The organism is Streptomyces sp. ISL-99 (assembly GCF_018614005.1).
Lineage (GTDB): Bacteria > Actinomycetota > Actinomycetes > Streptomycetales > Streptomycetaceae > Streptomyces > Streptomyces flavidovirens.
On the sequence record NZ_JAGGPC010000023.1, the window covers coordinates 92,360 to 112,351 of the forward strand.

Annotated in this window: 12 protein-coding genes and 1 pseudogene; 6 read left to right on the top strand and 7 right to left on the bottom strand. The window is 72.6% G+C overall.

Translation table 11 applies throughout. The features are described from left to right. Positions 1-37 precede the first annotated feature (37 nt). The 5 genes and pseudogenes from J7E91_RS15005 to J7E91_RS15025 all read left to right on the top strand — a co-directional run bounded on the left by J7E91_RS15005 (position 38) and on the right by J7E91_RS15025 (position 5,234). Positions 38-907, top strand: a complete 870-nt coding sequence (locus J7E91_RS15005) for a M24 family metallopeptidase (protein WP_214903745.1) — start codon at positions 38-40, stop codon at positions 905-907. Then, positions 904-2,673, top strand: a complete 1,770-nt coding sequence (locus J7E91_RS15010; protein ID WP_214903748.1) for an SDR family oxidoreductase — start codon at positions 904-906, stop codon at positions 2,671-2,673. Before J7E91_RS15005 ends, J7E91_RS15010 begins: the two co-directional genes overlap by 4 nt. Then, on the top strand, positions 2,670-3,596 hold the full coding sequence (locus J7E91_RS15015; protein ID WP_214903751.1) for a metal-dependent hydrolase: 927 nt from the start codon (positions 2,670-2,672) through the stop codon (positions 3,594-3,596). The genes J7E91_RS15010 and J7E91_RS15015 overlap by 4 nt, the downstream gene beginning before the upstream one ends. A 35-nt stretch (positions 3,597-3,631) precedes the next feature. Continuing rightward, positions 3,632-4,573, top strand: coding sequence for a MerR family transcriptional regulator (locus tag J7E91_RS15020; protein WP_214903965.1), 942 nt, complete (start codon positions 3,632-3,634; stop codon positions 4,571-4,573). 123 nt (positions 4,574-4,696) lie between these two features. Then, a pseudogene (locus J7E91_RS15025) lies at positions 4,697-5,234 on the top strand (RNA 2'-phosphotransferase). Positions 5,235-5,265: 31 nt separating this feature from the next. Here the strand turns inward: J7E91_RS15025 and J7E91_RS15030 are convergent. From J7E91_RS15030 to J7E91_RS15045, 4 genes are all read right to left on the bottom strand, one after another. Continuing rightward, a complete protein-coding gene (locus J7E91_RS15030) occupies positions 5,266-5,964 on the bottom strand; it encodes a maleylpyruvate isomerase N-terminal domain-containing protein (protein WP_214903755.1) in 699 nt (232 codons plus the stop codon). A 66-nt stretch (positions 5,965-6,030) separates the two neighbouring features. Further along, the gene (locus tag J7E91_RS15035) at positions 6,031-6,930 is read right to left on the bottom strand and encodes an LLM class flavin-dependent oxidoreductase (RefSeq protein WP_214903758.1); all 900 of its coding nucleotides are present in this window, start codon (positions 6,928-6,930) and stop codon (positions 6,031-6,033) included. A 71-nt stretch (positions 6,931-7,001) separates the two neighbouring features. Next, positions 7,002-10,037: a lipopolysaccharide assembly protein LapB gene (locus tag J7E91_RS15040; protein WP_214903761.1), complete on the bottom strand. Its 3,036-nt coding sequence runs from the start codon at positions 10,035-10,037 to the stop codon at positions 7,002-7,004. Next, positions 10,034-11,992, bottom strand: coding sequence for an HSP90 family protein (locus tag J7E91_RS15045; protein WP_214903763.1), 1,959 nt, complete (start codon positions 11,990-11,992; stop codon positions 10,034-10,036). Before J7E91_RS15045 ends, J7E91_RS15040 begins: the two co-directional genes overlap by 4 nt. A gap of 305 nt (positions 11,993-12,297) precedes the next feature. On the opposite strand from J7E91_RS15045, the gene J7E91_RS15050 reads away from it, so the two are divergent. Then, positions 12,298-13,164 (top strand): HAD family hydrolase, encoded by an 867-nt coding sequence (locus J7E91_RS15050; protein WP_028814691.1) that lies wholly within the window; start codon positions 12,298-12,300, stop codon positions 13,162-13,164. 41 nt (positions 13,165-13,205) lie between these two features. On the opposite strand, the gene J7E91_RS15055 is transcribed toward J7E91_RS15050, so the two are convergent. The 3 genes from J7E91_RS15055 to cydD form a co-directional block, all read right to left on the bottom strand. Then, on the bottom strand, positions 13,206-14,309 hold the full coding sequence (locus tag J7E91_RS15055; RefSeq protein ID WP_214903766.1) for a M23 family metallopeptidase: 1,104 nt from the start codon (positions 14,307-14,309) through the stop codon (positions 13,206-13,208). Positions 14,310-14,591: 282 nt separating this feature from the next. Further along, positions 14,592-16,307 carry a GAF domain-containing protein gene (locus J7E91_RS15060; RefSeq protein WP_214903768.1) on the bottom strand — a complete coding sequence of 572 codons (1,716 nt, stop codon included), beginning with the start codon at positions 16,305-16,307 and terminating at the stop codon, positions 14,592-14,594. Positions 16,308-16,331: 24 nt separating this feature from the next. Further along, the gene (cydD, locus tag J7E91_RS15065) at positions 16,332-19,985 is read right to left on the bottom strand and encodes a thiol reductant ABC exporter subunit CydD (protein ID WP_214903770.1); all 3,654 of its coding nucleotides are present in this window, start codon (positions 19,983-19,985) and stop codon (positions 16,332-16,334) included. Positions 19,986-19,992 lie beyond the last annotated feature (7 nt).

Below are 19,992 nucleotides of genomic sequence, written 5' to 3' on the forward strand. Positions count from 1 at the left end.
TACGAACGCGTACCGCAACACGGGACGGACGGGTGGCATGGCCTCAGCAGCAGTCTCAGCAGTCTCTGCGCCGCAGAGCGAACTCACCGCGGAATTGCGGGGGTTCCGGGAGGTGCAGCGCCTCGCCTACGCCTGCGCGGAAGCCGTCGCGGCCCAGCTCAAGCCGGGGGTGACGGAGCGCGAGGCGGCGCGGATGCAGCGCGACTGGCTGCGGGAGCGAGGGGTGAAGGACTGGTTCCATCTGCCCTTCGCCTGGTTCGGGGACCGTACGGCCTTCGTGAACTTCCGGGTGCCGCTGCAGTTCTTCCCCACGAACCGGCGGCTGGAGGCGGGGATGCCGTTCATCCTCGACATGGCCCCGGTTTACAAGGGCTTCACGGCCGACATCGGCTACTCGGGATGCCTCGGCCTCAACCCGGTGCACGACAAGCTCCTGTCCGATCTCGAACCGCACCGTGAGCTGATCCTGCGCGAGGTGCGCGAGCGCCGGCCGCTGCGGGAGATCTACGAGGACGTCGAGCGGCTCATGACCCGCCAGGGATACGCCAACCGGCATCGCGCCTACCCCTTCGGCGTCATCGCCCACAAGGTCGACCGGGTGAAAGAGCGCCGCTGGTCGCCGCATCTCTTCGGGTTCGGCACGCAGTCGCTCAAGGGGCTGGCGAGCGACGCGCTGCACGGGCACCGCGAGGGCTGGTCGCCGCTGTGGAGCCCGTACACCTTCTCCGACCACCCGCCCCAGCCGGGCCTGTGGGCGGTCGAACCGCACCTCGGGTTCCGGGGCACGGGCGTCAAGTTCGAAGAGATCCTGGTGGTGACGGACTCCAGGGACCCGGTGCAGAGCGCGTTCTGGCTCGACGACGACCTGCCGCACGTGCGGCGCTGGGCAGAGGAGAAGTCGGCGTGAGTATCGAGGGAGCCACCGAGCGGTGGGTGCGGACGGGCGGAATCGAGCTGTGCGTCGCCGAGCTGGGCGACACGGCGCGGCCGACCGTACTGCTGGTGCACGGCTATCCGGACAGCAAGGAGGTGTGGGCCGCGGTCGCCGCGCGGCTCGCCGAACACTTCCATGTGGTGCTGTACGACGTGCGCGGACACGGGGGGTCGAGCGCGCCCAAGCCGCTGCGCGGCGGCTTCACGCTGGAGAAACTGACGGACGACTTCCTGGCGGTCGCGGACGCGGTGAGCCCCGGCAAGCCGGTCCACCTGGTCGGGCACGACTGGGGGTCCGTGCAGGCCTGGGAGTTCGTGACGGTCAAGCGCACCGAGGGCAGGATCGCCTCCTTCACGTCGATGTCCGGCCCGTCCCTGGACCACTTCGGGCACTGGATCAAGAAGCGGATGGCCCGGCCGACCCCGCGCAGGGCCGCCCAGCTGCTCGGGCAGGGCGCCAAGTCCTGGTACGTGTACATGCTGCACACGCCCGTGCTGCCGGAGCTGGCCTGGCGCGGGCCGCTCGGCAAGCAGTGGCCCAAGATCCTCCAGCGGGTGGAGAAGGTGCCGGCCGGTGACTACCCGACGGCCTCGCTGCCGCAGGACGCGGCGCACGGCGCCTGGCTCTACCGGGACAACGTCCGCGCCCGGCTGCGCAGGCCGCGCGCCGACGCGTACGCCCACGCACCCGTCCAGCTGATCACGCCGACCGGCGACATCTTCCTCTCACAGCGGCTGTACGACGAACTGGAGCAGTGGGCACCGCAGTTGGTGCGGCGCTCGCTGCCCGCCAAGCACTGGGTGCCGCGCACCAGGCCCGACCAGCTGGCGGCGTGGATCACCGAGTTCGTCACGGCGAACGAGGACACCGCGGCCGGAGTGGCACCCCGGAACACGGCGGCGGGCGGACCGTACGCCGACCGGTTCGGCGGGCAGCTCGTCCTGGTGACGGGCGCGGCCGGCGGCATCGGGCGGGCCACCGCCTACGCGTTCGCCGAGGCGGGCGCGCGGATCGTGGCCGTCGACCGGGACGCCGAGGGCGCGGCCCGTACGGCGGAGATGGCGCGGCTGATCGGAGCCCCGAAGGCGTGGGCGGAGACGGTCGACGTCAGCGACGAGCAGGAGATGGAGAAGCTCGCCGAGAAGGTCGCCACCGAGTACGGAATCGTCGACGTCCTGGTCAACAACGCCGGGATCGGCCTTTCCGGCTCCTTCCTCGACACGACGCCCGAGGACTGGAAGAAGGTCCTCGATGTGAACCTGTGGGGCGTCATCCACGGCTGCCGCCTCTTCGGCAGGCAGATGGCCGACCGCGGCCAGGGCGGCCACATCGTCAACACCGCCTCCGCGGCGGCGTACCAGCCGTCGAGGGCACTGCCCGCGTACAGCACGTCGAAGGCGGCGGTGCTGATGCTGAGCGAATGCCTGCGGGCGGAGTTCGCCGGCCAGGGCATCGGGGTCAGCGCGATCTGCCCCGGTTTCGTGAACACCAGCATCACCTCGACCGCACGGTTCGCCGGGGTCTCGGCGGACGAGGAGAAGCGCCGGCAGCAGAAGACCGCCCGCCTGTACGGACTGCGCAACTACCCGCCGGAGAAGGTCGCCGACGCGGTCCTGAAGGCCGTCGTACGCAACCAGGCGGTCGTGCCGGTGACCCCCGAGGCGCGCGGCGCCCACTTCCTGTCGCGCTTCGCACCGAGGACCCTGCGCGCGATCGCCCGGATGGAGCCGCCGCTGTGAGCACCGAGGACAGCGCAGAGTTCGATCAGAAGCAGGTCATCGCACCACGCCGGGTCTCGTTCGACTGGCGCGATACGCCGCTGCACTGGATACCGGACGAGCCCACCGCCACGCACGTGATCAACGTCCTGCACCTGCTGCTGCCGGCGGGGGAGCGGTGGTTCGTCAGGGTCTTCAAGGAGGCACTGCCCCTGGTCCGTGATCCTGAACTGCTCCAGGACGTCAAGGGGTTCATGGGGCAGGAGGCGACGCACAGCGTGCAGCACGCGTACGTGCTGAACCACCTGGCCGAGCAGGACCTGGACACCGGCGCGTACACGAAGCACGTGGACTTCCTCTTCGAGAAGCTCCTCGGCGAGGCCCCTCCCCTCGGCGTGCCGATACCGGCGCGGGAGTGGCTGCGCTTCCGGCTGTCGCTGGTCGCCGCGATCGAGCAGTTCACCGCGGTCCTGGGGAACTGGGTGCTGCACGCCGAGGGCCTCGACCACGCCGACCCGGACGCCGTGATGCTCGACCTGCTGCGCTGGCACGGCGCCGAGGAGGTCGAGCACCGGGCGGTGGCCTTCGACATGTACCAGCACTGCGGCGGCGCGGGGCTGCCCCGGTACGCCCGCCGCATCGAGGGCATGGTGGTGGTCGCCCCGGTGCTGCTGTGGTTGTGGGTGTGGGGCGCGGCGTATCTGATACGTCACGACCCGCAGCTCGCGGGCCGGCTGCGGTACTCGCTGCGCGAGCACAACAGGGCGGTCGCCAAGGGTCTGCTGCCGACCTGGCGTGAGCTGGGCTCCGCGATACCGCGCTACTTCCGGCGGTCGTACCATCCCTCGCAGGAAGGCTCGCTGCGCAAGGCCGTCGAGTACCTCGCGACCTCGCCCGCGGCCCGGGCGGCGGCGGGGGCGGTGGGGCGGGCGGCCCTGTCATAGGCGAGGGGACGGCTGTGGGGAGTGAAGGCGTGAGCGTGTCCGGGCAGGCGGCGGCCGAGTACCGGATCGAGGACCTCGCGCACCTGAGCGGCGCGACGGTCCGTACGATCCGCGCCTACCAGGACCGCGGGCTGCTGCCCAGGCCGGAGCGGCGCGGCAGGTCCAATGTGTACGGGGACACGCATCTGGCCCGGCTTCACCAGATCGCCGGCCTCCTCGAACGCGGCTACACCCTGGCCAGTATCAAGGAGCTGCTGGAGGCGTGGGACGCGGGGAAGGGCCTCGGCGGGGTGCTCGGGCTCGTCACCGAGGTCAGCGGTCCGTGGACGGACGAGGAAGCGGACCGGATCTCGCGGGCCGAGCTGGACGAGCGGTTCGGCGGGAAGCCCGACGACGACGCGGTGGAGGAGGCGGTGGAGCTCGGGGTGCTGGAGCGCGTTCCGGGACGGGACGACGAGTTCCTCGTACCGTCGCCGCAAGAGCTGGCGGTGGCAGTCGAGTTGCACGCGGCGGGCGTGCCGCTTCCCGCAATCTCCGGTCACTTGCGTGAACTTCGCGGTCAGGTGGAGCACATCGCCGCCCGGTTCCTGGAGTTCACGACCGAGCATGTCTTCGCCCGCTACCTCGGCCACCGCCCGCCGACGGACGCGGACGCGGCGGAGGCGGCGACGCTGGTACGGCGGCTGCGGCCGCTCGCCCAGCAGACGGTCGACGCGGAACTGGCCCGCGCCATGCGGCTGTTCGCCACCCGCCATCTCCAGCAGCACCTCGGTGCGGGCGTTCCGCCCGTGACCGACTCCGAGCCCACCACGGTGACACTCCCCGAGGAAACAATGCGGGCCGTACAGAGTCTGGTTGGTCCCGGCAATGCTGCGGCCTTCGTCGCTGCGGCGACCGAACGAGAGGTACAGGCGCGGACATTGGACGCACTTGCCGCACATCACCTCAATCCGGGGCCAGTTGACCAAATGCCCTGAAATCAAATGGGAGTTATCCACAGAGACGTCAAATCCCTTGTGGAGAAGGCTACTTACCTGTGGATCAAACTCACTCGCCCAAATAAGTGGCGTGACGCTCGTCTCGCCGGGCACTCTGACGCGATGGACGAAAGACGCACCACAAAGGTGTCGAAGTACCTCTCGAAGCATCTGCGGCACCAGCCCGGACGCATCGGGATCACGCTCGACGAGAACGGCTGGGTGGAGATCGACACCCTCCTGCGGGCCGCGACCGCGCACGGCTTCCCGATCTCCCGCACCGAACTCGACCACGTCGTCGCCGTCAACGACAAGCAGCGCGGTCGACGGCCCCCTGATCCGCGCCAGCCAGGGACACACCGTGGACGTCGACCTCGGCCTCCCCGAGGCCGAGCCGCCCACGTGCCTCTACCACGGCACCGTCGCCCGCAACCTCGAAGCCATCCGGGCCGAAGGCCTGCGCCCCATGGCCCGCCACGACGTCCACCTCTCACCCGACCGCGAGACCGCCGCCCGCGTGGGCGCCCGGCGCGGCCGCCCCGTCGTCATCAGCGTGGACGCCGGGGCCATGCACCTCGCCGGCCACGTGTTCCGGGTCAGCGCGAACGGCGTCTGGCTAACCGCTTTCGTACCGCCGGAATTCCTGCCCTTCCCCGGCTGAGGCGCCCGCCGGGCACCCTGGACGACCGGCCTCAGCCCAACGTCAGCGGGCGCAGCCCGTGCCGCTCGGCCGCCGTGCGTTCGGTCGCGGACATCGGCAGCCGCCCGGTCGCCTTGCGCAGAAACGTCGTACGGTCCCAGCCGGCCCCCGCCACCACCACCGGCTTGTCGTACGGCCGCCCGTCCAGCAGCAGTCGCGCCACCACGTCCGCCGCCTCGCCGGTCGCCCACGGCCGGTGGCCGAGCCCCTCGGCCACGTCGAAGCCGTGCACGCACACCTCGACGACGCGGGTGACGAGGAAGTCGGACAGCAGCATCGGGTCACCGTGCCGGGTACGGACCTGGCGTTCCGGCGGCTCCTTGGCGCAGGCGGCGGCGACAGCCCGCCAGACGGCGTCGAAGTGCTCGGCCAGGGCCCGGCCGTCGTCGTACACGGCGGCGGACTCCTGGGCCGCGCCGACCCGTACGTCGTTGACCGCCGGCGAGAAGCGCTCGTCCGGTGCGTAGTAACCGGCGGCCGTCACCAGCACCTCCGACGGCTCGGGCTCGGGCTCCGCCAGCATGTCGCCGACCCGGCCGACGGTGGTCGTCAGGTGGGCGAACACCTCGCGCACGGTCCAGGGGTCGCACGGGCTCGGCCTGTCCCACTCCCCTTCCGGGATCCCGCAGACCTTCTCGTACAAGCGCTGCGACTCGGCCCTGAAGGCCGCCAAAACCGTTTCCCCGTCCATACGGACCAGCCTAGGCATCCGGGAACGGCCTACAGCGCGAAAACGAACGCACTCCCGGCCCGGACCTCAGGCACCGAGCTGAGCGAGCCCCTCCGTCGCGATCCGTTCGAAGACCTTCTCGTCGGCCGCGAAGTCCGAGTCGGGGATCGGGGCGTGGAGCACGATCTCGGTGAAACCGAGGGCGAGGTGCCTGCCCGCGAAGTCGACGAAGGCGTCGAGGGACGCCAGCGGACCGTTTCGCTCCGGGGTGAAGCCGGTGAGCAGGATCTTGTCGAGCTCGCCGGCGTCCCGGCCGATTTCGGCGCAGGCGGCGCCCAGCTTGGTCATCTGGCCGCGGATGGCCTCCAGCGACTCGGCCGGCGTACCGGACTCGGATACCTGCGGGTCGCCCGTCGTCACCCAGGCCTGGCCGTACCGGGCAGCGAGCTTCAGCCCGCGCGGGCCGGTCGCGGCGACGGCGAAGGGCAGCCGCGGCCCCTGAACGCAGCCGGGGATGTTGCGGGCCTCGACGGCGGAGTAGTGCGTGCCCGCGTGGGTGACGGCGGGCTCGGTGAGCAGCCGGTCCAAAAGCGGCAGGAACTCACCGAAGCGGTCGGCGCGCTCGCGCGGGGTCCAGGGCTCCTGGCCGAGCGCGGTGGCGTCGAACCCGTTGCCGCCTGCGCCTATGCCGAGGGTCATGCGGCCGCCGGACACGTCGTCCAGCGTGATCAGGTCCTTGGCGAGGGTCACCGGGTGCCGGAAGTTCGGGGAGGTGACGAGCGTGCCAAGACGCATGCGCGAGGTCGCGCCGGCGGCGGCGGTCAGGGTCGGCACGGCGCCGAACCACGGGCCGTCGCGGAAGGTCCGCCAGGACAGGTGGTCGTACGTGTACGCGGTGTGGAAGCCGAGCTGCTCGGCCCGCTGCCAGGCGTCACGGCCGCCCTGCGACCAACGGCGGATGGGAAGTATGACGGTACTCAAGCGCATCCCCCGACCCTACGTGGAACCCCGTCCGTGCTGGGACGGGTTCGGAGGGCCGGGGGCTGCGATCGGATGCGTCAGGTGAGGTTGTTGAGGTTGCGTTCCACCGCCCGCAGCAGCCGGCGCGCCTCGTCCGTCCCCTCCTCGCTCAGCCCGGCCGCCAGCTCACGCAGGCCGGCGAGCGCGTTCTCCTTGCGGCCCAGGAATTTCTCGGTCCATGCCAGACGCAGCGAGCAGTCCACTCGCTCCGGCAGCGCCTGCGCGCCGGAGGCCGCGAACGCGTCGACCGCCTTCTGCCAGAGGGCCGCAGTCTCCCGGCGCACGGCGACGCCGTCGCCCGCAGCGCCCTCGCCACCGTCGCCCTCGCCCTCGTCGTCCTCCTCCCCCTCCTCGTCATCCTTGTAGAGCTCGTCTTCCAGCAGTTCCGCCAGCTGCGCCCAGGTACGCGCCCGCTCCACCAGAAGATCGTCCGGGGCACCCTCCAGCGCTTCGAGCGCCTGGTCCATCAGAGCCCGCGCCCGTACGACGGCTTCCGCGTCCGGTCGATCGCCGCCCACCTCCAGCCAGGCGAGCGAGCGCAGCGCCCTGACGTACGGGAGGGTGTGACCTGTCGGACGCCACAGCTCCAGCGACCTGGCGTACGCCCGCTTCGCCTCCTCCGTCAGCCCGCCACTCGCGAGGCATTCCGCGGCCAGGGACGCCAGGCCGGCGTGGCGCACCGGGTCGTCCCAGCCCTTGGCCACCTCGGCGGCGCGGAGGTACTGCTCGGCCGCCCCGCGTGAATCGCCGAGGCCGCGCAGGTTCACGGCGAGCGTCTCGCGTGCCCGCACGGCCCGGTCCTCACCCTGCTCCAGCAGGTCCGGCAGCGCGGACTCCAGGACCTCGGCGGCCTCCGCCGGCCGCCCGCTCTCGCCGTACGCCTGGGCCAGGACCAACCGCGCGTACGCGCCGGCGCCCGCCGTGTCGCCGGCGGCGTCGAACCAGTGCGCGGCTTCCAGGGCGTACGTCGCCGCCTCCTCCTCCTTGCCGTCCTGGCGGTAGAGAGCCTCCGCCAGCGCCAGGCGTACAGAGCCCTGCTCCGCGGGGTCGGTCAGCTCCGCGCTGTGGGCGACGGCGGCACGCGCCGACTCCTCGGCTTCCACGAAACGGCCGTGCATCATCCGCAGCCTGGCCAGCCGGCTCAGTGGCTCCGCGCTCTCCCAGACGCGCCCCGTGCTGACGGCGCGGGCCGCGGCCGACGAAAGGAGAGCCTCGACGCGTATCCAGTCCCCCTCCTCCCAGGCGTCCTGGGCCAGCATGATCTCGGCGTCGGCCAGCATGTCGTCCACGCCGTCCACCGCGCCGGTGCCGCCGTGCGGGGCGTACCGCTCCAGGAAGCCGGAGAGCGCGGCCGAGGCCGGGTCGCCGTCCTCTTCGCCGCCGCCGTGGTGCTCGTGGCCGTGTGCCTGATGGGCCAGGAAGGAGCCGATCTTGATCCGCATGAGGTCCACGCTCGCCATCCGGCGCAGCCGCGTCGTTTCCGCCGGGGCCAGTGCCTCGGCGGAGGCGGCCGCCACGTCGAGCAGCCGCAGCACCTCCTGCGCCTCGGCGCCCTCCTGGAGTGCGGCGAGCGCGAGGTGCGTCTCGCTGAGCACGGCCCCGGCGGGCTCGCCTGCCGCGCGATACGCCTCGGCCGCGTCCGCGAAGAGCTTGCGCGGCGGCTTCTCACCCTGCCGCCCGGCCAGCACAGCCCGGTACGACAGAAGATCCGCGGCAAGCAGCGCGTCCGGCTCATAGCCCCCGTCCGCGCCGGCCCGGGCCACCGCCTCCGCGACCCGCGCCCACGCCGCCGTCCGGCCGGGATGCCCCAGAGCACGCAGCCTCCGCGCCTCGGCCACCAGCGCCTGTACGTCGCCCGCCCCCGCCGGGGCAGGGACCGGGGCCCCCGCCGGGGCAGCGACCGGGACCAGGGCCGGGGCAGCGCCCACGCCCCCCGGCGCGCCTCCGGTCAGGGCCTGACTCCGTACCCCCAGCGGCAGCGCGTCCAGCAGCGGCTGCCGCTCCAGCCGCTTCGCCCGCGCGTCGGACACGACCGTGCTGCCGTTGCGCTCGTCGAAGAGCTTCGCCCGCGCGAGGCCCAACGGCGCCAGCAGGCTGTGCAGTTCACTTACGGTGCGCTGCTCGCCCTCGTACGCGACGGTCGGCCGGTCGCCGTGCCCCAGGGTGATCAGGCGGCCCAGCAGTACCAGCACGCCGGTGACGAAGCCCAGCCGCCCTTCGAGCTTCTCACTGCTCCCGAGATGCGCGCCGTGCTCGGCCAGCAGCTCCAGGCCGCGTGCCTCGTTGCCGGTGAGCGCGCAGAACTCGATGTGCAGGCCGATGGTGGACAGGAGGCTCTCGTTGCCCTTGGCCATCCGGTAGCCGCGCAGATGGTTTGCGCGTGCCTCGTCGGGACGGCCCAGCGCGACCAGGGGCAGCAGGGACTTGGCGAGCACCCGGTGCGGCTCCTCCGCGCAGCTGAGCCGCCCGGCGAGGACCGGTTCCCAGGCCTGGAGGGCCTTTTCGTACTCGTCCTGCGCCGCCCAGTAGCGGCCTCGGTCGTTGAGCTCGCACGCGTGGCAGTCGCTCATGCGGTTCCGCTCGGCGGCGGTCCACGCCTCGAAGGCGCGCGCGGCCCGCTCGACGTCGCCCCTGTTCTCCGCGACGTGCAGCTCCACCTTGCGCACCGGGCCCTCGGAGTAACCGGCGATCCGGTAGCGGCGCTCCATCTCGCCGAGCCACTTCTCGATGGAGGCCATCGGCACCTCGGGGCGGCTCAGCATCCCGGAACTGGCCCACTTGAAGTACCAGTGCAGGTTGTGGGCGTCGCCCTGGTCGAAGTCGGACGGGTCGCGGTCCCACTCCTGGAGCAGCCTGGCGAACGGCACCAGCATCTTGCCGCTCTCGGTGCTGAATTCGTACGCGGTGATCAGGCCGAACAGCGCCTGGCGCAGCAGGTCACGGTCGCCGGTCTGCTCGGCCGCCACGACGAGCTCTTCGCCGCGCGCATTGCGCAGCGGGCCGTTCGGGGCGCTTCTGTTCTCCCGGATCGCCTGGCGTACGGCGTCGGGGGACGGGGGCATGGAGCTGGTCACTGCTGGTCCTCCGAGGGCGCGGCGGGCGGGGTGGCGGCAGTCGGGTGGGTGCCGGTGGGGTGGGTGGCCCACTCCAGGAGTCCGAGGAAGGCCCGGTTGAGAAGGGAGGTGTCGCCGGGGCGCAGGGGCCGCTGTGCCATCAGCAGGGCCTGTCCGTACAGCGACTCGACGGCGGTACCGGCCAGTTCGGCGTCGGGGATCGCGGCGATCCGCCGGACCAGCGGGTTGTTGTGGTTGAGGACGAGGCGGGCGCGGGGTGCGGAGCCGCGCAGCGCTCCGAGGATGTCGCTCCACAGCGCGTCGGCGTCGGCCTCGGCGTCGGCGCGGTCCCGCTCGTGGCGGGCCTCCCGGTCGTCGAGGTGCAGCGCGGGCACGGTGACCGGCTGGAAGGCGCGCAGCGCGACGTCGCAGCCCAGCGGGTCGAGTCTGGTGCGGGCGGTGGCGAGGAAGCCGGCCAGCGCGAGTTCCTGCTGCTGCCCGACCGGGTCGAGGTGCGCGGTGACGGCGCCCCCGTCGAGCTCGGTGACCTTCACGCCCTCCTTGATCTGCGGGAGGAGCGCGATGAGGTCGGCGTCGTACGTGTAGCCGCAGTTGACGACTCCGAGGCCGTGCGCGGCGGCGATGGGGGCGACCTGGCGGAACTCCTCGACCGTGCGCGTGAAGTGGACTTCGGGGTGGGCGCGGACGAACTCGTCGAGGGTGACGCGGCCGTCGCTGGTCTCGAACGGCAGCCACGGCAGCATCAGTTCCAGCAGTTCGGCGTCGTGCCGGGCGAGGGACTTCACACCGAGGTGGTGCACGGTGAGGAACGCGGCGAGCCGGTCCGGGTCGCCGGCGGCCAGCTCGGTCAGCCACTGCCTGATGCGCACGCCCAGCGCCTCGCGTACGGCGGCGAGCGTCTCGTCGTCGTACAGGTTCTCGCGGGACGCGGTCGGCCGCAGCGTGTCCGTGTCGAGGACGACGCGTACGAAGAAGGCCCATTCGGGCAGCAGGTTGTCCGCCCGGTCGGTGAGCAGCATGCCCTTCAAGTACACCCGGTGCGAGGCGCGGTGGGCGGGGCTGGTCGCGGCCGGCAGGACGTACGCGACGCCTCGCACGCCGGCCACGGGGATGTCCAGGTCGATGGAGTCGAGCGGTGTGAAGCCGAAGACCTTCGCGCAGTGTCCGGCCAGGGCGACCCTGCGTGCGGTCGGTGTCGGGTGCGGGCGGTCCCAGACGGCGGGCCGGTCGGTGATCTCGCGGACGGCGCCGTCGGGCCCCGTGAAGGTCACCTCGTACGGAAGCAACGAGCCGAAGTCCCGCGCCAGTTCCTCGACGCGCCTGGGCGCGGCCCATTCCTCCGCGCCGGGCCTGGGCTCCAGGTGGACGGTGGTGCCGGGCTCGGGCCGTGCCTCGTGGGGGAGCGTACGGACGGTGTACGAGCCGTCGTCGGTGGCCAGCCACTCGACGGGCGGCTGGTCGGGCGTGCGCGCGGAACGCGATACGACGCGGATCTGGCGGGCCACGACGAAGCAGGCGAGCAGCCCGATGCCGAACTGGCCGAGGAACTCCTGCCGCGCGCTTTCGAGCCCGTCGCGCTTGGAGCTGCGGCCGATGGTGGCGAGGAGGGTATGCACCTCGTCGGCGGTCAGGCCGATGCCGGTGTCCTCGATGCTCACGGCGGATCCGGTGGCGGTCAGCCGGATACGGACCGGAGCGGCCGGGTCGTGCGCGAGGCGCGCGGTCGCCGCGTCCACCGCGTTCTGCAGGAGCTCGCGGACGTAGACGCGCGGACTGGAGTAGAGGTGGTGGGAGAGCAGGTCGACGAGACCCCTGAGGTCCACCTGGAAGGTGTTCACGCAGGCGCCGTCTTCGGCGGCCGCTTCGGCAGCCGCATCAGCAGCGGCAGCGTCAACCGGATCGGCAGCGGCGTTGGCGGCGGCATTCGCATTGGACTGGGCAGCAGGCAGGTTCATTGGCTCACCTCGCGCGCAGGCGCGGGGTCGGGCGATCGCGGGGTCCCCCCCTCACGAATCGCGATGGATGCCCGGCCCTCGCTGAGTGGCACGCACACACACGCACAGACACGAGGTGTACACGCAAGCACAGGGCTCGGAGTTAATGGCAATCGTAGGGGTGGGCACTGACAATGCCCAAGGAGATTGATCCCGGCCGACCGCCGGAGGCCCTCCCGGATGTGGGCCCGGCGGGCCGCTTCCCGGCGGATCTCAGATGTGCGCCCCGTCGCACGCCCGTGCATCCCATACGGGAAGATGGATCTGTGACCTCAGCTACCGACCCTCAGCAGGCCCGGCCGGCCCCGGCCGGCACCACCACCCCGCGGCTGATCGCGACCGACCTGGACGGCACGCTGCTGCGTGACGACAAGTCCGTGTCGGACCGTACGATCGCCGCGCTCGCCGCCGCCGAACGGGCCGGCATCGAGGTCTTCTTCGTCACCGGCCGCCCGGCCCGCTGGATGGACGTCGTCAGCGACCACGTCCACGGCCATGGCCTGGCGATCTGCGCCAACGGCGCCGCCGTCGTCGACCTGCACGCGGGCGGGAAGCTGATCCAGGTCCGCCCGCTGGCCCGCGAGGACGCGCTCGCCGTCGTACTCGCGCTGCGCGCCGCCGCCCCCGGCACCTCCTTCGCGGTCGAGCTCGCCACAGGCATCCACTACGAGCCCGGGTACCCGCCCTTCCACCTCGACCCGGGCGCGACCGTGGCCACCGCCGAAAAGCTCCTCGCGGAGGGCACCCCCGGCTCCGGGGCCCCGGTCGTCAAGCTGCTCGCCCACCACGCCGAGCTGTCCCCCGACGACTTCCTCACCCTGGCCCGCGCGACCACGGACAAGCGTGCGTCCGTCACCCGGTCCAGCCCGACCGCCCTGCTGGAGATCAGCGGTTACGGCGTCTCCAAGGCCAGCACCCTGGCGCAGTGCTGTGCGGAGCGCGGCATCTCGCCCGCCGAGGTGGTGGCCTTCGGGGACATGCCGAACGACGTGGAGATGCTGGCCTGGGCGGGCACGTCGTACGCCATGGGCAACGCGCACCCGGACGTGGTGGCAGCGGCGTCCGGCCGTACGGTCGCGAACAATGACGACGGCGTCGCAGTGGTCATCGAGCGGATCCTGGCCGCCCTGTAGCCACGCGAGGCCCGATAGCCGCGCACAGCGGGGCGGGGCCCTCAGAATCCCGCCCCGCGCTCGCGCATCCAAGGCGCCGGATCGATCCCCGACCCCAGGTGGGGAGTGAGCCGTACCTCGAAATGCAGGTGCGGCCCCGAGGAGTTGCCGGTGGTGCCGGCCTGCCCGATCCACTGGCCGGTACGCACCCGCTCCCCCTGGTCGACCATGACTCCGGCCAGGTGCGCGTACTGCGAGTAGTAGCCGTCCGGGTGTCCGATCACCACCTCGATCCCGAAACCGCCGCCGCAGGAGACCGAGGCGACACGGCCCTTGCCGATGGCCCGCACCGGTGTGCCGATGTCCACGGCGAAGTCCTGCCCGGTGTGCCGGTTCCTCCAGCGGGCGCCTTCACCGCCGAACCCGGCGGACAACTCGTACTCCTCGACAGGCGTCACCCACGCGCGCGAAGTGCGCGGTCCCCGCTCGCCCAGGCGTACGGCGCCGGCGCAGCGCCCCGCCGCGACACTGCGGTCCGCCTCGCCCTGCAGCTTCCACCGGGCGTCTTCGAGCTTCGCCGTGATGGCCCGCTTGACCGACGCGAGCTGGTCCGTACGGGCGTCGAGGTCGAGCCAGGTGGCGCTCGCCAGCCGCTCGCCCTCGGCGAGCCTGTGCTCGGCGCGCCTGGCCCGGTCCAGCATCCGGGACACGGCCAGCTCGGCCTGCCGGGCGAGGCGGTGACCGTCCATCAGCTCCTGCGGGTCGTCCGCGAGCAGCAGCTTCGCCGTGTACGCGATCCCGCCGCCGCCGGCGCGGTACTGGGCGCGCGCGACCCTGCCGACGTCCCCGCGCAGCCGCTGGATCTCCTTGCGCTCGCGCGCGAGCAGCCGCTCCAGGCGCAGCGCCTTCGCCCGCTGCTCCTTCGCCTCGCGCCTGCCCTGCTCGTACGTCGCGGAGGCGCGGGCGGCCTGTTCGTACAGCCGCGCAACCTCAGCGCCGATGACGGGTCCGTCGGAGGAGGCGTCACCGGCGGGAGCGGCCGACGCGGCGGAGTGGGCGACTGCGGGCGCGGGAGCGGCGAGTACGGCTGCGGCGGCAGGCGCGGGAAGGCACAGGAGCACGCACAGCACCGGCACGAGCAGCCGTTGGCAGGGTCCGAGGTGCATCCACGGATGGTGTCTTGGCCACCCCCCGATCGCGTGCACCAAGGTCACGCCACCGGGGTGTCGTCCCGCCATCCGGCCTACCCTGGGGCCTCCAGCGGTACCCGAGGACCCGCCCGCAGCGGCATCGCGCGGCGGCTCCCGCAGAAGAACGCGCAGGGGAATCGCGCAGCCGCTCCCGCAGAGGATCCCGCAGCGGCTCCCGCAGAAGATCACGCAAGGAACCGCGCAGGGGCTCCCTCAGCGGATCGCGCAGCGGCTCCCGCAGGGATCCCGCAGCGGCCCCTACAGCGGCGCCTCCCACACCACCGTCGTGCCCCCGCCGTCCTCACCGAGCCCCGGCCCGCACCGGCTCGTACCGCCCAGCGACTCGGCCCGCCGCTTGAGGTTGCGCAGCCCGCTGCGCCGGCCGCCCTGCGGGATGCCGACCCCGTCGTCCGCGACCGAAAGCCGCACCCCGCGGCTCCCGTCCGCCAGTTCGGCGGTGGCGTCCACGACGACTTCGATACGGGAAGCCCGCGCGTGCCGGAAGGCGTTGGACAGCGCCTCGCGCAGCGCCGCGATGAGGTTCTTGCCGGTGAGCTCGCCGACCAGCGAGTCGACGGGGCCGACGAAGTGGTGTGCGGGCTTGAAGCCCAGGGGCACGGCCGCCATGTTGATCTCCCGCAGTACACGTGTACGCAGTCCCGAAGGCGCCTCGGCCGGGCCCTGCTGGAGCGCGAAGATCGCCGTACGGATCTCCTGGATCGTCACGTCCAGCTCATCCACCGCCCTGCCCACTCCCGTCCGCACCTCGGGCACGACGGACCTGCGCTGCGCGCTCTCCAGCATCAGCCCGGTCGCGAACAGCCGTTGGATGACCAGGTCGTGCAGATCGCGGGCGATCCGGTCGCGGTCCTCGTACACCGCGAGCCGCTCCCGGTCCCGCTGCGTCTCCGCCATCATCAGCGCGAGCGCGGCCTGCGACGCGAACTGCGCGGCCAGTGTCCGCTCCGCCTCCGTGAACGGCTTCGCGCCCCGCGCGCGGGGTGTGGCGAGGGAGCCGAGCACCCGGCCGCCGCTGTGCAGCGGCAGCAGCATGCTGGGCCCGTACCGCTTGGCCAGTCTCGTGATCAGGCGCGGGTCGCTCGCCGAGTCGCCGATGAACACCGCCTTGCCGGCGAGGAGCCGGGCCACGGCCGGGCTGTGGGGCGGGATGACCACACCGAGCGACTCGGACGGATCGTCGGCCGAGACAGCGACGATCTCCAGGCCGCCCCCCTCGGCGGGCAGGAGCACTATTCCGGCGGCCGAGTCGGCGAGGCGGCGGGCCTGTTCCGCGACGACGGTGAGCGCCTCGTCGGCGTCTGTGCCGGACAGGAGCGCGGTGGTGACGGCGACGGACCCGTCGATCCAGCGCTCGCGCCGGCGCGCCGCCTCGTACAGCCGGGCGTTGCCGATGGCGATCCCGGCCTCCGTGGCGAGCACCCGGACCATCTGCAGGTCGTAGTCGTCGAACTCGGCCCCGCCGTGCTTCTCCGCGAGGTAGAGATTCCCGAAGATCTCGCCCTCTACGCGGACGGGAACGCCCAGGAAGGTCCCCATCGTGGGGTGGTGCGCGGGGAATCCGGCGAAGCGCGGGTCGGTGGTCAGATCACCGAGGAGTACCGGCTCGGGGTCCTGGACCAGGGCTCCCAGCAGCCCGTGGTGGCCGTCGGGCAGCCGCCCGATCCGGGCGACCTGCTCCTCGCTCATGCCGTACGTCACGAAGTCGGCGAGGCCGTCGCGCTCTTCGTCGACGACGCCGAGCGCCGCGTACCTGGCGCCGGCGAGCTCGGCGGCGGTCTCGCAGATCCGGTCGAGGGTGGAGTGCAGCTCAAGGCCCGTACCGACGGACCGCATGGCCTCCAGCAGCTGGGGGACGCGCGCGGTGAGTTCGGTGGAGAGGCCCTGCAGGCTGCGGGCGGCCTGCGTGGCGGCTTCGAGGTGGTCGCTCCGGTCCGGCACGTCCTCCACTGGCATGCCTAGAGCCTAATAAGTCATATTTCAGGGCGAAAGTCGGGCTTCTTCTCCCACTCCGCGTGCTGCGAGCGGTTCGGCCGCCAGCTCCCGCTCCAGCATCCGCCGCAGCGGCCCCTCGGCCTCCACCAGCTGCCTGTACGGGCCGCGCTGTACGGCGCGGCCGTCGTCCAGCACGATCACCTCGTCCACGGCCTCCAGGCCCTGGAGCCGGTGCGTGATGATCAGCGTCGTACGGCCCTCCGTGGCCTTCAGGAGGTCGGCCGTCAGTGCGTCCGCCGTCGCCAGGTCGAGGTGCTCGGCGGGCTCGTCGAGTACGAGGACCGGGAAATCGGCGAGGAGTGCGCGGGCCAGTGCGAGGCGCTGGCGCTGGCCGCCGGAGAGGCGGGCGCCGTGTTCGCCGACCATCGTGTCGAGTCCGTCGGGCAGACCGTCCACCCAGGTCAGCAGCCTGGCGGCGGCGAGGGCGTCCCTGAGTTCCGTCTCGGACGCGTCGGTCCTGGCCAGCCTGAGGTTCTCCCGTACCGAGCTGTCGAACAGGTGCGCGTCCTGCGCGCACAGGCCGACGAGCCTTCGCACGTCGTCGCCGTCGAGTTCCGCGGCGTCCGTTCCGCCGAGCGTGTACGTCCCAGCCCGCGCGTCCAGGAAGCGCAGCAGCACCTGGGCGAGCGTCGTCTTCCCGGCACCGGAGGGGCCGACCACGGCGATGCGCCGGCCGGCCTCCAGCGTCAGGTCGAGGCCGGCCAGCGCGTCCCGATCCTGCCCGGCGTAGCGGGCGCCAATCCCCCGCATCTCCAGCGGGAAGGGCGAGGCGGGCCGGGCGGCGGGCGTCTGCGGCTCACGCACCGGCACGGGCACGTCCAGCACCTCGTACACGCGCTCCGCGCTGCACTTGACGCGCTGGCGGTACTGCACGGCGAGCGGAAGTCCGGTGACGGCTTCGAAGGCGGCAAGCGGGGTCAGTACGACCACGGCGAGCGTCACCCCCGACAGCCGCCCGTCGTGCACGGCCTGCACTCCGGCGAGCGCGGCGAACACCACGGTCAGCCCGCAGGCCAGCGAGGAGAGCCCGCCGCCGAGGGCGGTGGCGGTCGCGCCTCGCGAAGCGATCCGCGTCAGCACCCCGTCGGCTTCCCGGACCCCTGCCATACGTCGCTTGAGCGCGCCGGCGACGGTCAGCTCGGCCGTACCGCCGAGCAGATCGGCGACCCGCGTCGCCAGCACCCCGCGCGCGGGCGCCAGTTGCCGCTCGGCCCGCCGGGCACAGGCCCCGCTCAGCCACGGCACGCCCACCCCGGCGACGAGGAGCCCGGCGGCCAGTACCGCACCGGCCTCGGGCAGCAGCCAGGCGGTGAACCCGACGGAGCCCGCACCTACGAGAACGGCGCTGCCGACGGGCAGCAGCCACCGCAGCCAGTAGTCCTGCAACGCGTCCACATCGGCGACGAGCCGGGACAGCAGGTCACCGCGCCGGGTCTCGCGCAGCCCGGCGGGTGCGATCCGCTCCAGGCGCCGGTACACGGCGACGCGCATTTCGGCGAGCATCCGCAGTACGGCGTCGTGGGCGACGAGGCGCTCGGCGTACCGGAAGACGGCGCGCCCGATGCCGAAGGCACGGGTAGCGGTGACGGCGACCATCAGATAGAGCACCGGGGGCTGCTCGGAGGCACGCGAGATGAGCCACCCAGAGACGGCCATGAGCCCCACGGCCGACCCGAGCGCAAGACTCCCGAGCCCCAGCGCGAGCCCCAACCGCCCGCGCAACTCCCCGGCAGCCTCCCGAACCCGCCCCAGCACCCCACGCCCACCAACTCGCTCCCCTCCGACGGGCGGGCGCGTGGGAGACCCCTCCGCCACGAAGGGGCGCACGTCCGCACCCACACCGGTACCCGCACCCCGCCCCGCCAGGTCCCCGGCACCCCCAACAACCCGTCCCCCTTCAACGGGTGGGCGGGTGGGCAACCCGCCCGCCCCGAAGGGGCGCCCGACGGCCGCATCCGCACCCGCACCCGCGCCCCCACCGCCCGCCCCGAAGGGACGCCCCAGCTCCACCACCCGGTCCGCCACAGCCAGCAGCGCCGGCCGGTGCACCACCAGCACCACGCTGCGCCCCGTCGCCAGCCGCCGTACCGCGTCGACGATCCCCGCTTCCGTCTCCCCGTCCAGGTTCGCCGTCGGCTCGTCCAGCAGCAGCAGCGGCCGGTCGGCGAGGAACGCCCGCGCGAGGGCGAGCCGTTGCCGCTGCCCGGCCGACAGCCCCGCGCCGTCCTCCCCGAGCCGCGTCTCGACGCCCTGGGGGAGCGCCGCCACGAAGTCGTACGCCCCGGCGTCCCGCAAAGCCGCGACCACCGCCGCGTCATCCGCGTCCGGCCTCGCCAGCCGTACGTTCTCGGCGACCGTTCCCGCGAACAGATGCGGCCGCTGCGGGACCCACGCGATCCGCTCCCGCCACCGCTCCATCGACACGGTCGCGAGGTCCACGGCGCCCGGCCCGTCTCCGACGACCACCCGTCCCTCGTCCACCGGGGCGAAGCCGAGCAGGACGTTCAGCAGCGTGCTCTTGCCGACCCCGCTCGGTCCGACGACCGCGACCGTCTCGCCTTGACGCACCACCAGTGACGCCGAGTCCAGCGACGCCTCGGTCCGCCCGGCGTGCCGGACCGTCACCCCTTCCACCCGCAGCGGCCCGGAGGAAGGCGCGTCCCCGCCACCCACCGGCCCCCGCGGCTCGGTCTCCAGTACCTCGAAGATCTCCTCCGCCGCGGCCAGCCCCTCCGCCGCCGCGTGGTACTGCGCCCCGACCTGGCGCAGCGGCAGATACGCCTCGGGCGCCAGCACGAGAATGACCAGCCCCGTGTACAGATCCAGGTCTCCGTGCACCAGCCGCATGCCGATGCCCACCGCGACCAGCGCCACCGACAGCGTCGCCAGCAGCTCCAGGGCGAACGACGACAGGAACGCGATACGCAGCGTGCGCATGGTCGCCTGCCGGTACTCGGCCGTGATCGAACGGATCGACTCCGCCTGTGCCTTCGCCCGCCCGAACACCTTGAGCGTCGGCAGCCCGGCCACGACATCCAGGAAGTGCCCGGACAGCCGCGACAGCAGCCGCCACTGCCGGTCCATGCGCGCCTGGGTGGCCCACCCGATGAGGATCATGAAGAGCGGGATGAGCGGCAGCGTCCCCACGATCACCGCCGCCGAGACCCAGTCCTCGGTCACGATCCGGGCGAGCACCGCCACCGGTACGACGACCGCGAGCCCGAGCTGCGGCAAGTACCGCGAGAAGTAGTCGTCCAGCGCGTCGACGCCCCGCGTAGCCAGTGCCACCAACGACCCCACCCGTTGCTGGCTCAGCCACCCGGGCCCCAGCGTGACGGCCCGCTCAAGCAGCCGCCCCCGCAGCTCCGACTTGACCGCCGCGCTCGCCCGGTGCGCGGCGAGTTCCGTAAGCCACGCCACCAGGGCGCGCCCCAGCGCTACCACCGCCAGAAGCAGCAGCGGCGTACGCAGCTCCGTACCGTCCAGGCCGCGCTGGAACGCCCCCACCACCACCTCGGCGATGAGCATGGCCTGGGCGACGACCAGGCCCGCTCCGGCCAGGCCGAGGACCACCACCGCCCCCAGGAAGAGGCGGGTGGCGCGGGCGTACCGGAGCAGACGCGGGTCGATCGGTTTCACGTGAAAC